A 13,708-nucleotide genomic window follows, 5' to 3' on the forward strand; every position below is an offset into this window, starting at 1 on the left:
TGCGGCGATTTGGCGGGCGGAAGATCGATACCGGGTTGGCCGGCGTCAGGTAAGCGGCGTCCAACTTCCGTCCGGATTGCGGCAAGCCGTGCCTTTGGCAGTATGCGCGGCCTGGCCCGAATAGACTGTATCGGAATATTGCCGGCAGTTTTGCGAGCCTACCTGGTAGGGTGGCCCGGCCGTCACTTCTCCGTGAAGGTCGGAAGTCTTGCCCTGCCAAGCCACTTTCTGGCCACTCGGCGTGTATTCGAGCGCCTTGTATTCCGCTTCAAGCGCGGCGCGTCGATCCTTCGATGTGAACCCGGAGCCGATCGGACCCCCGACGAGCCCACCGGCCATGGCGTCGAGGATCGGATTGCCTGTGCGCGGCCCGGCATAGGCCGCTATAGCCGGGTTGGCAGCCGCGGAAACCTTGGCACGTGGCGACCCGCAACCCGAAACGAGCGCCATCGCAATCGCGCATCCGACCCCTACAAGCCCTCTGATCACCAAATGCCGCTTCCTCTCACGAACCAATCGCCCGCCGCCTGATTCATGCAATCAGATTTTGGCCCTTATCGCACTGCAACACAAGCAAGTCGAACGTTCAGGCGGCCGGCAGCCGTACAACTACCTTGAGGCCGCCAGGTTCCGCGCGGCCGAGTTCAAGCGTCCCGCCATATTCCTCCACCAGGTCCGAGACGATGGCGAGACCAAGGCCCGAGCCGGGCTTGGTCTCGTCCAGCCGCTTTCCGCGCTTCAATGCCTCCGCCGCTCTTTCAGGCGGGATTCCGGGCCCGTCATCCTCGATGACAAGCGTTGCCGTCCCATCCCTATTGGACGCATCCGACGCGCGTAGCGAAATCGATACCTCGCTTCGGGCCCATTTCATGGCGTTTTCGAGGAGATTGCCGGCGATTTCCTCGAAATCCTCGGTTTCGCCGGCAAAGACGACCTGGCCTTCCGGTAGATCGAGCCCGATCCTGATATCCGGATTGAGCTTGACCATTACCCTCACCAGCCGCTGCAAGGGGTGTGAGAGGGGGGTTCGGAAGACGATGCTGTCGCGTTGCGCTGCAATGCGAGCACGGCGCAGATAATGGTCGACCTGCTGCTGCATTGCGGCAGTCTGCTCGATCACCAACTTGCCCCGCTTGCCTCCGATCGCACGACCCTCGTTCTGGAGAACGGCTATCGGCGTCTTCAGCGAATGCGCCAAGTTTCCTACCTGCAATCGAGATCGCTCGATCATACGCCGGCTGTTGTCGATCAGCGCGTTGGTTTCGATTGCAAGCGGCTCGATCTCGGCGGGAAAATCGCCGTCAAGTCGCTGCGCGGAGCCCTCGCGGACGCGCTGGAGCGATTGTCTGACCCTGTCGAGCGGGCGAAGGCCGAGCAGTATGGCGATGGCATTGATCAAGATCATGCCGATGCCGAACAGCGATAGATAGAGATAGACCCGATGCTGGAAACTATCGATCTCGGCCAGCAATTCGTTGCGGTTGCCGGTCACGAGGAAGCGCGCGACGCGGTTGTTCGTGTCGAGGACGACCTCGCTTTCCAACACTTCCAGCCGGTCTCCACCCGGGCCTCTCACACGATAGTTACGCCGGAAATCCGCATCGAAGGGGGTAGCCCTCCTTGGTCCGGGAATGGATCCCGTAAGCGAGGGCGAGCGAAGATCGCCGTGGAGCCCACCCGAAACAGACGTGACCGACCAATACCACCCCGAACCCGGTTCGCTGAAGCGCAAATCCCCTAAGTCAGGGCTACCAGACAACGTGCCGTCATTCGAGACGCTGACGGAACTGACCAGATTGAAGAGGTGCGCTGAGAGGAGAGTGCGGAAACTGCGCACGCTCGACCGGTAATAAAGCGCCGAGATGACCGTGCCGATGATGACCAGCGTTATGATCGCCCACAGGGTCGAGAAGGCAATGACGCGGAAGGCTACCGAACGGGGGCCGAGGTTCACGGACGGATGCGCCTTCTGCGAGCGATGCTCATGAAGAAGCCGGCTCGCGCATACGATAGCCCATGCCGCGCACCGTCTCGATCAGATCGACGCCCATCTTCTTGCGCAGCCTGCCGACGAACACTTCTATCGTGTTGGAATCGCGATCGAAATCCTGGTCGTAGAGATGCTCGACGAGTTCGGTGCGCGAAACCACCTCGCCCATATGATGCATCAGATAGGCGAGTAGGCGGAATTCGTGAGAAGTGAGCTTCAGCGGCTTGCCGTCGATGTCGGCCTTGGAAGCCTTTGTGTCGAGCCGGAGCGGCCCACATCCTAGTTCGGAAGATGCGTGGCCGGCGGCGCGTCGGATCAGGGCGCGCAGGCGCGCCAGCACCTCCTCGATATGGAAGGGCTTGGCGACATAATCGTCCGCGCCGGCGTCGATGCCGGCCACCTTATCGCTCCAGCGGTCGCGCGCCGTAAGCATCAGCACGGGCATCTTGCGGCCGTCGCGGCGCCAGCGCTCCACGACGCTGATGCCGTCCATCTGCGGCAGGCCTATATCCAGGACGACGGCGTCGTAGGGCTCCGTATCGCCGAGGAAGTGCCCCTCCTCACCATCATAGGCCCGGTCCACGACATAACCGGCATCGGCAAATGCTTCGGCGAGTTGCCGGTTAAGATCCTTGTCGTCCTCGACGATCAATACGCGCATGATTTAGCTACCCTGCCGGAACGACGATTTCGGCTCGACGCGGGCGCTGCCCGTCTTTGGCCGGAATGAGGACGACAACTACGCATACCGTCTTGCCACCTCTCGTCTCCGGCCTGGCTTTCGCGAGTTGTCCACCCTTCTGGGCGGCAACCTGCTGGCCGACGGAATAGCAGTCGGCCGCGGCGGCGGGCTCCATGGCGGCTACCGTGACCGAAAGGGCGCCCGCGACAGAACAATAAAATGGAAGACGACGTCTCATGCCGCCCTTCTAGCGCATCGCGGCTGAATGCGAAATGAATGCCGGCCGAGGAAATCCGCCGGCCGGGCATCGAAGCCGGCGCTATTTCAACTGATGCGTCGCGAACAAGCGGGCAATGATCGCGGCCATGCCGGCGATGCCGCTGATCGCCTGGAGAAGCGTATCCGTCAGAGACGAACTATCGATCCCGCCCGTGGAAAAACCCAACAGGCCGGCCGACGACATGGCGATCGTCACGATCGAAGCCCAGATGGTGCGGGAAAGATACCAGGGTTTGATTGCGTCCATTGCATTTCCTTTCCGGTTGAGAAAAACGGAGCGAGGCGTCAGCCGAGGGTAAGCACGGTCGAGGCCGGTGTACCGGCGCCGACGGCAGCGCTGATCTGACGGACAGTGATCCGGATGCTTCCAGGCACGGCAGGAAAATCTTCCGCGATCGAAGCTGCCGTGTACGTCAATGAGGGCGACGACGCCGTCAGCGAGCGCACTATGTCCCCGCCGCCCGTCGCGATATCCACGCGATAAGTTTCAGCCTCCTCGCCGAGAGGAATTTCGGAGCCGAGCCAACTGTCCGCATCGATGCGGCCACGGCGGATCCAGGAGATATCGATATCGCCATCCGCCTGCCTGTTCGCTTTCAGGTGCACGGGCGACAATGGGGTCAACGCCCGCAATCCGCCCGTCTCCGTGTATGCGCCGAAAGCCGGGCCCGAGAAATCCTCACCGCTCGGCCCAATCCGCCAGTTGAGCGGCAGCCCGATCTCAGAGGAAAGCAGACCTGCCGGCTTCACCGCCTCGTCCAAAAGCACGAAGGAGGCGCCGGCTACGGCACCGGCCGCCATTGCATCTTCTGTGCCCAGTTGACCACGCAATAGCCCGCCAAGTCGCCAGACGGAGGGCGCCGTTTCTTCGGCCGTCCGGAACTGGATAAGCTCCCATGCGCCGCTTGCCGAACGAACAACTGCTGCATTGCCGCCATTGAGGAATTGAAGCTCGGAGATGCTCTGCAGTTCCCCGTCGGACAACCTGATATCGATCGTCTCGGAACGATCGATCCGGCCGGAGAAGCCAGAGCCGAGCGGCTCCAGCAATTCGCCGACGACGGCAGGCAGACCGATCGAGGCGCGGAGGTTAAAGCCGGTATCCTCAGGCGAGACATAAAGCGTTTCGGTCTTCCACGGATTCGACCAAACCGCTACGCGGAACTGATCTTCGGGCGCGCCGCCTGAAATCATCGGCAAGTCCATGAAGAGGGCCAGCGGTTCGCCGACGACGACGTTGGGAAAGGCCATATCGAATGACAGGACAGATCGCCACGGCGCCGGGGCGACCCGCAGGACGCGTCGCGCCGAAAGCCTGCACAGGACGCCCTCATCGATCCCGGTCACGAGAAATTCGGCATTGCTGCCTAAGACCCGGATGACCGTGCCGGATTGAGGGACGACGGCAGCCGCAGGCACCGCGAGGCTGATCTCTTCCTTGCCGCACCAGGTGCGGCGCAGCCAGTCGGCGATAAGCGCTTCCGCCGCGCCCGTCTCCATGATCGCCGGGAGTGCAAGCGTCCGTTCCCGTTCATAGGCCGCGCCCTCGCGTAGCGCACGCGCCGACGCCGATTGATAGTCGCGCAAGCCGTCCTGGAAGGACAAGGTGGCGCTGACGGGAAGGTCGTTCGCGGCAGCGCGGATTTTCTCGATCACTGCGGAATTTCCATCCACGGCCGCATCGGTGATCTCGATAGGCGCGGCTGCCAGCGTCGTCGGCGAACGGAAGACCAGCTTGCCATCGTCCTCATGCACGCCGAGGCCAAAAACATCGACGAGAGGCTGTAATGCGGAGCGTGCCGACGATGGATCGGAAACTACATAGCCTGCCAGGAACCCGTCCGCCTTCAGGGTATCCGGGGCAGGTAGACCATGATCTTGAACGATAGAGCGGACAAGTCCACCTAGCGAGATGCCGGACAGCCTTCCATTCAGCCAATGCCCGAGCGCCCAGTTGCCGCCGTCGCTCCATACGTCGCGGAGCAGCGGAAAGGCGGGATAGGGCCTGGCGTCCCAGGACCAGAGATAAAGCCGCGAAGGATCGACCATGCGGCCGCCATAAACGGGCGAGACCGGGTTTGCATTGTCCTCGAAGCCGGGCTCATCGGAATCCCAGTACCGGCCATGTGCCTCCAGAAAGCGCTGTTGCGCGAGGTCGGATCGTCCGCCGCTTGAAAAATAAGGCGGCGCGCTTTCGGAGGATTTCGGATCCGGAAAGACGTTGGGCTGGTTCGGCCCCAGATCGATGGCAGGGCAGCCGAGTTCGTCCAGCCATGCGGCATCAAATTGCGGGCCGCGCAGGCTCTCGGGATCCTCCGAGGAGAAGATCTGCGCCACCGCTCCGGTTTCCCAGACGAGCCGCCGCCTCGTCGCCTCAAAGCGGGGCGGCACGCCACGCGAGATCGCACGGATACCGGACGGCCCCTCGATCATCACCTCGCGGACGTCACCCAGGCTTTCGCCGACCAACGCGATGCGTCCGTAGCGCCGACCCTTGTCGGTGAACGGACGGAAGCCATGCACCAGCCCGTTCACCCATTCGGCGCCGAGCCTGGTTTTGCCGGAACCGCGACCGCCGGTTACCAGCCGATTGTCGTCGGCGCCGCCGGGGAAATATTGCTGCGCCAGTGCAAGCCCGAACCACTCGGCAAGGATGGCTTCAACCCATTCCCTCCTGATCTCGAGCCTGGACCAGCCGTTCTGCATGCGCCACAGCGAGCTCAACAATTCGCTCATCGATCCGCTGGAGCATTCCGGCGAGTTCGTCATCGCTTCTCTTCTGTTGTTCCTTCGCAGGCTCCGCGGAAAGCGCCTCCGAGCGCTCTAGTACCCGTACCATCGAGTGCAGCGCATCGATTTCGGCCTTGTCGATGTGGCCGCGCTCGGCCAGCGCGACGATACGGCCGAGTTGTCTCGGCAGGACGGCGGCAAGCCGTCCGCGCAATTCCTCCGGCGGCATCTCGATATCGGAGAGTTCGATCGCCGCCTGCTCGAGAGGCCGCGAACCCGAGCGGCGATAGGGCTGTTTTTCCCAGCTATGGCGCAACGCGCGTTCGCGGATTGTCGTTTGATGCAGTTCCGCTGCGGCGGCCAGGCGCGGAAAGGTCGGCGGTTCGCCTTCGCGCAATTCGCGCAGAGCGGCCCACTGCACATCGCTGACGATGCGCCCTCTCATGGCAATCTCCAAAATTTTTCGAGAGAGCCGCCGGACGATCCGGCGGCGAAATGACCGGTCCGTCAGGCGCGTTGGGGAGGGCCCGCGCCTGACGGACCGCCCGACCGTGTCGCAACGAAGTGCGCCAGCGGCCAGGTTCGAAGAGAACTGCTCTCCTTGTCCTTGCCGTCTGAAACTCACACTTTTCGGACGATAGCGAAAACCTACCAGACCACCGTCACGGTGTCAAGGACTTTTTTCCTAATATTGCAATGAGCGGGCCTCATCCGGCACCCGCTCGGGCTCATGCCCTGTGATGCACCTCCTGGAGCCGATAGACCGGCGTCGGTATCCCTTCCATGCGCGCCTTCATCTGCAGGGCGAGATATTGCGAATAATGGCGCGACTGGTGGAGGTTGCCGCCATGGAACCAGAGCGCCTCCTGCTGGGTCGGCTTCCACATGTTGCGTTGCTCGCCCTCCCAGGGCCCGGGATCCTTCGTGGTGGCGGAACCGAGGCCCCACACCTTGCCGACCTTGTCCGCCACTTCCTGGCTGATCAGGTCCGCAGCCCAGCCGTTCATGGATCCGTAGCCGGTGGCATAGACGACCAGATCGGCCGGCAGTTCGGTTCCGTCGACGAACTTGACGCCGGTTTCCGTCAACTCCTGCACCGCCGCGCCCTTGCCGCTCTTCAGCTTGATCGACCCGTCGATCACGAGATCGCAGGCGCCGACATCGATATAGTAGCCCGATCCGCGCCTGAGATATTTCATGAACAGGCCCGAGCCGTCGTCGCCCCAATCGTGCATGAAGCCCGCCTTCTCCAGCGCGTCGTAGAAATCCTTGTCGCGTTCGCGCATCTGCTCGTAGAGCGGGATCTGGAACTCGTGCAGGATCTTGTAGGGCAGAGAAGCGAAGACCAGGTCCGCCTTGCGCGTCGTCATGCCGTTCTCAACCGCCTGTTCGGAGTAGAGCGCGGCGAGGCCGATATCCATCAGCGTGTTCGACTTGACGATGTGGGTGGAGGAGCGCTGCACCATGGTGACGTCCGCGCCGCCTTCCCACAGAGCCGCGCAGATGTCGTGCGCTGAATTGTTGGAACCAATCACGACCACCTTCTTGCCGCGATAGCGATCGGGGCCGGGGTGCTGCGAGGAGTGCTGCTGCTCGCCCTTGAACACATCCTGACCCTTGAATTTCGGCATGTTGGCCTTGCCCGACATGCCGGTCGCCAGCACGAGTTGTTTCGGCCTCAGCGTGATCTCCTTCCCGTCACGTTCGACGATCACGGTCCATTCGCCGGCCTTTTCGTCGTAGCTCGCCTTCCTGGCGGTGGTGGAGGGCCAGTAGTTGAGCTCCATCACCTTCGTGTACATTTCGAGCCAGTCGCCGATCTTGTCCTTCGGCGCGAAGACCGGCCAGTTCTTCGGAAAGTCGATATAGGGCAGATGGTCGTACCAGACCGGATCGTGCAGGCAGAGCGACTTGTAGCGCTTGCGCCAGCTGTCGCCGGCGCGCGCGTTCTTTTCCACGATTATGGTGGGCACGCCTAGTTGCCGGAGCCGGGCGCCGAGCGCTATGCCGCCCTGGCCGCCGCCGATGATCAGACAGTAGGGCTGCCTGGAAACGCCGAGTTCGGCCATCTCATCGTCGCGCTCTTCTTTCCAGGTCTTGCGGTCCTTGCCATGGCCGTGCTTGGCCCCGAGCGGGCGCGTGAAGCCTGCCTTCTCCTCGTGTCCCTTCAGTTCCGCCATGGTGGTGAGAAGCGTCCAGATCAGCCCATCCTTCAGCCGGATATGGCCATAGCCGCGTGCAACCTGCGTCTCGAAGGTGATCCATGCCTCGGTGACGCCGTCCGCCTCCGTAGCCTCCTCGCCTTCCGCGACCTGCCAGCCTGTCGGCTTCGTGGATTTGAGCTGTGCTTCAAGCATGTCGCGCACCTCGCCACGGCTCTCCATCGTGCGGATGTTCCAGGTGAAGGCAACGAGGTCGCGCCAGTAGCATTCATCGGCAAACATGCCGGCCGCCTCATCGATCTTCCCGGTCTCGAGCGCCTTATCGAACCGGTCGAGGAAAGCCTGAACGCGTGTTGTAGGGGTCTTTTCGAGCATGTTCTCCTCCTCTTGGCACTGACAAAATGAAGGCGGCCACACCGCCGGTGATATGTCCCCCATCGCTACTTCCCGTGCGGGAATGGTCGCACAGGCTCGGGCGAGCCGGTATTGCCACAAAGGCGAAAGTAAGTGCTGCAGCGTGTCGGCGGCATCATATTCATGAAGGAAAACTTTCCTGCGGCCTTTACCCTCTCCGCCGATAATCGGCGGTTGTGGCTTTCCGGTCCTTGTAGCTTTGCGGGAAAGACGCACATAATCGTATGGGACAAAAATAAGGCTTTGCCCTGAGCCGTCGATGGCTCGGGGTGTTGTGTGCAGGTTGGGCGACGCTCGCATGGACAAGACTAGCCGAGCCGGGCCCTCCGATCCCGGCTCGCCAGACCCCCGGGATCGTAAAGGGCTGAAAAACCGGAAAGGCCCGAAGGCGACGTTCCTGCTCGCCGTCGACGCCTGGATCGACACCACGCTTTACGAGGCCGGGTTCCGTCTGGGCGAGTTCTGGGAAAGCCTGACCATCTTCTTCCGCCGCTTCCGCGTCAGCGGCTGGAGAAAGCTCGTCTTCGAGCTTCTCGGCGAAGCCTTCACGCTCGGTGCGGCGGGCTCCGTCCTCATGCTGGCGCTGGCGCTGCCGGCCTTCGACGACACGGCGCGAGACTGGCGCAACCAGGGCGACTTCGCCGTCACCTTCCTCGACCGCTACGGCAATGTCATCGGCCGGCGCGGCCTTATCCAGGGCGCGTCCGTGCCGGTCGACCAGATGCCGGATTATCTCATCAAGGCCGTGCTCGCCACCGAGGACCGGCGCTTCTTCGACCATTACGGCATCGATTTCATCGGGCTCATGCGCGCCATGACGCAGAACGCGCGCGCGGACGGTGTCGTGCAGGGCGGATCGACCATCACCCAGCAGCTCGCCAAGAACCTCTTTCTCTCCAACGAGCGTACGCTGGAACGCAAGATCAAGGAGGCCTTCCTGTCGGTGTGGCTCGAATGCAACCTCACCAAGAAGGAGATCCTGCAGCTCTATCTCGACCGCATGTATATGGGCGGCGGCACGTTCGGCGTTACCGCGGCCGCGAATTTCTATTTCGGCAAGGACATCAAGGATGTCACGCTCGCCGAAGCGGCGATGCTGGCGGGGCTGTTCAAGGCGCCGACCAAATATGCTCCGCACGTCAACCTGCCTGCCGCGCGCGCCCGCGCCAACCAGGTCCTGACAAACCTCGTCGACGCCGGCTTCATGACAGAGGGGCAGGTGCTTTCGGCCAGGCTGCATCCGGCGACCGTCATAGACCGCGACGACCGGAAGAGCCCCGACTATTTCCTCGACTGGACCTTCGACGAGGTGAAGCGCATCGTGCCGCGCGGGGCGACGCACTCGCTGCTCGCGCGGACCACGATCGACATGAATATCCAGCGCGCGGCGGAGGAATCGCTGGAATTCAATCTCAGGCAGTACGGCAAGCAGTACGACGCCTCGCAAGGCGCCATCGTCGTCATCGACAATACCGGCGCGGTGCGCGCCATCGTCGGCGGCACCGATTACGGCGCCAGCCAGTTCAACCGCGCGACGCGCGCCGAGCGCCAGGCCGGATCTTCCTTCAAGCCCTATGTCTACGCTGTTGCCATGGAGAAGGGGCTGACGCCGGAGACGAAGATATCCGGCGCGCCGATCAACTGGGGCGGCTGGTCACCGGGCAACTATTCGCGCGGCGAAGGCGGCATCATGACGCTCGCCAACGCGCTCGCGCATTCGGTCAACACGGCCGCCGTGCGCCTCGCACATGACGTCACCGGCCTCGCGCCGGTCAAGCAACTCGCCGAGGCGATGGGCGTGGAATCGCCGCTCAACGGCCACAAGACCATGGTGCTCGGCACGTCGGGCATGACCGTCATGGACCAGGCTACCGGCTACAGTGTCTTCCAGAATGGCGGCATCGCCGGCACGCGCCACGGCATCATGCAGCTTTCCGACCGTTCGGGAAAGGTGATCTGGGAATATCCGCGCGATGCATCGAAACCGCACCGCGTACTTTCCGAGAAAGCCGTGGCTGAGATGAATTCCATGCTCGTCGGGGTCACGCAGCACGGCACCGGGCGGCGCGCGCAACTGCCGATGACGCTCGTCGGCGGCAAGACCGGCACCACGCAATCCTACCGCGACGCCTGGTTCGTCGGCTTCACCGGCAATTACACCTGTGCGGTATGGATCGGTAATGACGATTATTCGCCTATGAAGCGCATGACCGGCGGCACCGTGCCGGCCATGACATGGGAACGGTTGATGGCCTATGCCGAGCAGAATATCGAGTTGAAGCCGATCTTCGGCATCGAGGACAGCCTGCTGAAGCCGAAGGAGGTCGCGGGCGCCAAGGACGAGGCCAACGAGGCGCCGCGCGACGAACGCCCCCGCCTGCTCTCCTCGGCTACGACGAAAGTGCTTAAGGACATCGCAAAGATGTTCGAGGAAGCCACGGTGATAAATACGCCGATCGGTCCGGAGGCGCTTTCCTCGCTCTGAACCAGCCTCGCTTGCTTCGGCAGGCACCTCCAAGGTACAGCCTGACTATCAGCATCCGTTCCGGCGCCTCATGTTCCGCACCGTCGTTCCTGTCTTCGTCGCGCTTGCCATCGCCATCGGCGGCGGCGCATGGAGCCTGCGCTATGCGCTCGAACACGGATTCGGGATGGAAACGCTCGCCGTCGGGCCCTGGCAGGCCAATCCGGACCTCGGCACTCCGGATGCCTCGGCTTATGCCAAGGCGGCAGTGGCGCGCCGCGGCGAGCTGCCGCTCGGCCGCGCCGAGGGGCTGGTCTTCCACGCTTCGGACGACAGTTCCGGCGCAGCGCTGGAGCGCAACTGTTCCTACCGTATCGCCGGGGAACTGCCAGCCGCACGCTTCTGGACGCTCCACGCGGCCGACCCCGCAATGAGGCCGCTGCCGGAAACGGGGCTCCGCCCGGCGGCGCTACAGTCGACAGCCGTGCTCCATGACGCGGATGATTCCGTCGTGGTTACGATGTCCCCGCACCCGACGCCGGGCAATTGGCTTCCCTTGTCCGGGACGGGTCACATGATGCTGGTCCTCGCCCTTTACGATACGCCGATCGCAAGCAGCACCGAGATTTCCCGTGTGGTCCTGCCGCGCATTTCCAGGCTGGGCTGCGAATGACCCGCTTGCTCTACGCGATCCTGGTGGGACTGGTCGGCGCAGGCGTCGTACACGCCATCATCCTCCTGATCCTGCCGCATTATTCGGAGCGCGATGCCTGGGCTCGGCTCGCGACCCACGCCGACTACTATCATTTCACGAGAATGAGTGGAGAGGACGCACCGCCCGTTGTTCGCGGCGTCGACCCGTTCTTCGATGCCGTCGCCTGCCGCTTCGACCTTTCCGAAGGCGTCGTCCATGTGAAGGCGACCGGACACGTACCCTTCTGGTCGGTATCGGTCTACAATCGCCACGGCCAGAACATCTACAGCCTGAACGACCGCGCCCAGACGCTCGGCGACCTTGATCTCGTCCTGGTCACGCCGGCCCAGATGATCGAGCTCAAAAAAAGTTTGCCGAAGGAATTCGAGAAATCCGTCTTCATGGAAGCGGATGTCGGACGGGGCATCGTCGCGATCCGCAGCTTCGTCCCCGACGAGACATGGAAGAAGGCCATCGCCGACTATCTGAACGACGCAAGCTGCGCGCTTCGATAAGCCCTGAACACGTTACCAAGGCACGCCTCGTTCAGTGGCGCGGCTCGCTGCCTTCCGCCCCGGGGACATGGTTCCCTGTGCCGGCTGTCCCGTCGGCTTGCGACACGACACGGTCTTGTTCGTAACGCACGCCGGGGAAGATGATCACATCGCCGGCTTTCGCCAGCGAGCCGGGGAAACCACCGCTTGCGGTTTTACGCGGGGTAAAGGCCAGTATCGTTGCCATATTCAAGTCTCCTCTCGGAAATTCCGGAGCAAACACGCAACACCTCCACTGACGATTAAGAGCCTCTTAGAGTTAACAGCCTGCTAACGGATCGGCGCTAAATTAAAGCAAATTGTTTGAAAATCCCGCTTTCGCCATCACGGCGCAGCCGGGATTCGAGTGAGTATCGGGCGTATCCGCGTGTCTTCGACAGACTTCAGGCAGCTTCTCACCGCAAGCGAGAAGGAAAAAGCCGAGCGGCTCTTCCGTGCCGCGGTTACGGCCTTCTGTTCGCTCGTCCGGCCGTCCCGCCGCGATATTGACCAGCTCGAGGAACTGACGCTGTCACTGTTCGACATGGTCTCGGTCGACGCCAAGCGCTTCGTCGCGGCGGCGCTCAGCGAATCGCCCTACGCGCCGCAGGCGCTGGTGCTGCGGCTCGCCAACGAGCCGGTGGATATCGCCGCTCCGGTCCTGGTCCGCTCGGCCGCGCTTTCAAATTTCGACCTCGTGACCCTCATCTCCCGCCATGGCCCGGCGCATGCGCGTGCCATCGCCCAACGCTCCGGCCTCTCTGCCGGGATTTTCCACTTCGCAAACAACAGCGTCACCCCCAGGAAGGAAGTGCCCGAGATGCCGCTTCACGCCGAGACCCGCAAACCTGCAGCCTTGAGTGAAGACCGGCCAACAGCTGAGGAAACAAGACAAAAATTGCGGGCGATGATGCGGTCCGCCGGGGGCCATGCCCGTTTCGAAAACCGTTCTGGCAAGGTCTTCGATGAGAGCGCCGGCTTCCGTCACTACGAAAAGCTGCGCTCGACCGCACTGACGGGCGTACCTGCCTTCTTCCAGACCGCGCTTGCCGACGCGCTCGACATCGAATTCGAACGCGCACGTACGCTAACGGAAACCGGAAGCTACTATTATCTCATGGTGGCGCTGAAGGCGCTCGGCCTGGATGAAGCGCAAGCTTTCCTACTGACCGCTGCCGCGTTCCCCTCGCACTTCGCCCATCCGGAGACGATCCGTCTTTTCCTCGAACGCTACAGCCAGCTTCATCGAGATGCCGCGATCGAAAAGGTCGGCTATTGGAAAGTCGACAGTTTCTCGGTCGTATCGGCCCGCACCGCCCGCGAGCGCTCCGGCGACAATGCCGATATTGCCATCCCGACCGCCGCTTCGCTGAAAGCGTCCTGATTCAGGATGTCCTTACCGGGAAAAGTTCCTCGTGAGGCCGGCCGGTCTCGATCTCGACGACCCACAGATCGGGGTCGAAGCGCCTTTCCTTCTCAAGCTTTGCCTCGATAGCCGCGTCGTCGGCAGGGCCGAGCATTTCCGAAAAACCTCGTTCCTGCGGCTTCCCTTCCTCGTAGGCGACCTGCGGAGCGGGACCGTAGAGGGTCACTTCGCCCAGCCGCGATCGACTGACGATGAATATCGCGCCCGCTTCGGATGCGCCACGTCTAAGGACCGCGCCGAAACCGCCCGCTGACTGGACACGACGCAGAAGGGCTGAGACCCATAGATCGGATGTCACACGCATGGCGAGGCAATAGCAGTTCGCAAGGCAGCG

The 13,708-nt window shown here is 62.6% G+C and carries 14 protein-coding genes; 4 read left to right on the top strand and 10 right to left on the bottom strand.

The features are described from left to right. Positions 1 to 45: 45 nt before the first annotated feature. From RBH77_RS19330 to RBH77_RS19365, 8 genes are all read right to left on the bottom strand, one after another. A complete protein-coding gene (locus tag RBH77_RS19330; protein WP_311029191.1) occupies positions 46 to 489 on the bottom strand; it encodes an RT0821/Lpp0805 family surface protein in 444 nt (147 codons plus the stop codon). A 97-nt stretch (positions 490 to 586) separates the two neighbouring features. Beyond that, a complete protein-coding gene (locus RBH77_RS19335; protein WP_311029192.1) occupies positions 587 to 1,954 on the bottom strand; it encodes an ATP-binding protein in 1,368 nt (455 codons plus the stop codon). A 28-nt stretch (positions 1,955 to 1,982) separates the two neighbouring features. Continuing rightward, positions 1,983 to 2,651, bottom strand: a complete 669-nt coding sequence (locus RBH77_RS19340) for a response regulator transcription factor (RefSeq protein ID WP_311029193.1) — start codon at positions 2,649 to 2,651, stop codon at positions 1,983 to 1,985. A gap of 7 nt (positions 2,652 to 2,658) precedes the next feature. Beyond that, on the bottom strand, positions 2,659 to 2,910 hold the full coding sequence (locus RBH77_RS19345) for a hypothetical protein (protein WP_311029194.1): 252 nt from the start codon (positions 2,908 to 2,910) through the stop codon (positions 2,659 to 2,661). An 81-nt stretch (positions 2,911 to 2,991) separates the two neighbouring features. Further along, positions 2,992 to 3,198: a hypothetical protein gene (locus RBH77_RS19350; RefSeq protein ID WP_311029195.1), complete on the bottom strand. Its 207-nt coding sequence runs from the start codon at positions 3,196 to 3,198 to the stop codon at positions 2,992 to 2,994. 38 nt (positions 3,199 to 3,236) lie between these two features. Next, positions 3,237 to 5,687, bottom strand: a complete 2,451-nt coding sequence (locus RBH77_RS19355; RefSeq protein WP_311029196.1) for a baseplate megatron protein TIM-barrel domain-containing protein — start codon at positions 5,685 to 5,687, stop codon at positions 3,237 to 3,239. After that, complete coding sequence (locus RBH77_RS19360; RefSeq protein WP_311029197.1) at positions 5,611 to 6,126, bottom strand: hypothetical protein; 516 nt, start codon at positions 6,124 to 6,126, stop codon at positions 5,611 to 5,613. The genes RBH77_RS19355 and RBH77_RS19360 overlap by 77 nt, the downstream gene beginning before the upstream one ends. A 283-nt stretch (positions 6,127 to 6,409) precedes the next feature. Next, positions 6,410 to 8,218 (bottom strand): NAD(P)/FAD-dependent oxidoreductase, encoded by a 1,809-nt coding sequence (locus RBH77_RS19365; protein ID WP_311029198.1) that lies wholly within the window; start codon positions 8,216 to 8,218, stop codon positions 6,410 to 6,412. 337 nt (positions 8,219 to 8,555) lie between these two features. On the opposite strand from RBH77_RS19365, the gene RBH77_RS19370 reads away from it, so the two are divergent. From RBH77_RS19370 to RBH77_RS19380, 3 genes are all read left to right on the top strand, one after another. Then, on the top strand, positions 8,556 to 10,742 hold the full coding sequence (locus RBH77_RS19370) for a transglycosylase domain-containing protein (protein ID WP_311029199.1): 2,187 nt from the start codon (positions 8,556 to 8,558) through the stop codon (positions 10,740 to 10,742). Positions 10,743 to 10,812: 70 nt separating this feature from the next. Continuing rightward, entirely contained in the window at positions 10,813 to 11,394 is a 582-nt protein-coding gene (locus RBH77_RS19375; RefSeq protein WP_311029200.1) for a DUF1214 domain-containing protein, read from the top strand. Next, positions 11,391 to 11,930, top strand: coding sequence for a DUF1254 domain-containing protein (locus RBH77_RS19380; protein ID WP_311029201.1), 540 nt, complete (start codon positions 11,391 to 11,393; stop codon positions 11,928 to 11,930). Before RBH77_RS19375 ends, RBH77_RS19380 begins: the two co-directional genes overlap by 4 nt. Positions 11,931 to 11,961: 31 nt before the next feature. Here RBH77_RS19380 and RBH77_RS19385 read toward each other — a convergent pair whose 3' ends face one another. Continuing rightward, positions 11,962 to 12,156: a hypothetical protein gene (locus RBH77_RS19385; RefSeq protein ID WP_311029202.1), complete on the bottom strand. Its 195-nt coding sequence runs from the start codon at positions 12,154 to 12,156 to the stop codon at positions 11,962 to 11,964. Between the two features lie 180 nt (positions 12,157 to 12,336). Between RBH77_RS19385 and RBH77_RS19390 the strand changes: the two genes are divergently transcribed. After that, positions 12,337 to 13,332 carry a DUF2336 domain-containing protein gene (locus RBH77_RS19390; protein ID WP_311029203.1) on the top strand — a complete coding sequence of 332 codons (996 nt, stop codon included), beginning with the start codon at positions 12,337 to 12,339 and terminating at the stop codon, positions 13,330 to 13,332. 1 nt (position 13,333) lies between these two features. On the opposite strand, the gene RBH77_RS19395 is transcribed toward RBH77_RS19390, so the two are convergent. After that, positions 13,334 to 13,678 carry a DUF1491 family protein gene (locus RBH77_RS19395; RefSeq protein WP_311029204.1) on the bottom strand — a complete coding sequence of 115 codons (345 nt, stop codon included), beginning with the start codon at positions 13,676 to 13,678 and terminating at the stop codon, positions 13,334 to 13,336. Positions 13,679 to 13,708 lie beyond the last annotated feature (30 nt).

Source organism: Mesorhizobium koreense (assembly GCF_031656215.1).
GTDB classification, from domain to species: domain Bacteria; phylum Pseudomonadota; class Alphaproteobacteria; order Rhizobiales; family Rhizobiaceae; genus Mesorhizobium_L; species Mesorhizobium_L koreense.

Coding starts and splice junctions, on each gene's coding strand:
- RBH77_RS19340 (WP_311029193.1), bottom strand. CDS start 2,651: ATGCGCGTATTGATCGTCGAGGACGACAAGGATCTTAACCGGCAACTC.
- RBH77_RS19345 (WP_311029194.1), bottom strand. CDS start 2,910: ATGAGACGTCGTCTTCCATTTTATTGTTCTGTCGCGGGCGCCCTTTCG.
- RBH77_RS19350 (WP_311029195.1), bottom strand. CDS start 3,198: ATGGACGCAATCAAACCCTGGTATCTTTCCCGCACCATCTGGGCTTCG.
- RBH77_RS19355 (WP_311029196.1), bottom strand. CDS start 5,687: ATGAGCGAATTGTTGAGCTCGCTGTGGCGCATGCAGAACGGCTGGTCC.
- RBH77_RS19360 (WP_311029197.1), bottom strand. CDS start 6,126: ATGAGAGGGCGCATCGTCAGCGATGTGCAGTGGGCCGCTCTGCGCGAA.
- RBH77_RS19365 (WP_311029198.1), bottom strand. CDS start 8,218: ATGCTCGAAAAGACCCCTACAACACGCGTTCAGGCTTTCCTCGACCGG.
- RBH77_RS19370 (WP_311029199.1), top strand. CDS start 8,556: ATGGACAAGACTAGCCGAGCCGGGCCCTCCGATCCCGGCTCGCCAGAC.
- RBH77_RS19375 (WP_311029200.1), top strand. CDS start 10,813: ATGTTCCGCACCGTCGTTCCTGTCTTCGTCGCGCTTGCCATCGCCATC.
- RBH77_RS19380 (WP_311029201.1), top strand. CDS start 11,391: ATGACCCGCTTGCTCTACGCGATCCTGGTGGGACTGGTCGGCGCAGGC.
- RBH77_RS19385 (WP_311029202.1), bottom strand. CDS start 12,156: ATGGCAACGATACTGGCCTTTACCCCGCGTAAAACCGCAAGCGGTGGT.
- RBH77_RS19395 (WP_311029204.1), bottom strand. CDS start 13,678: ATGCGTGTGACATCCGATCTATGGGTCTCAGCCCTTCTGCGTCGTGTC.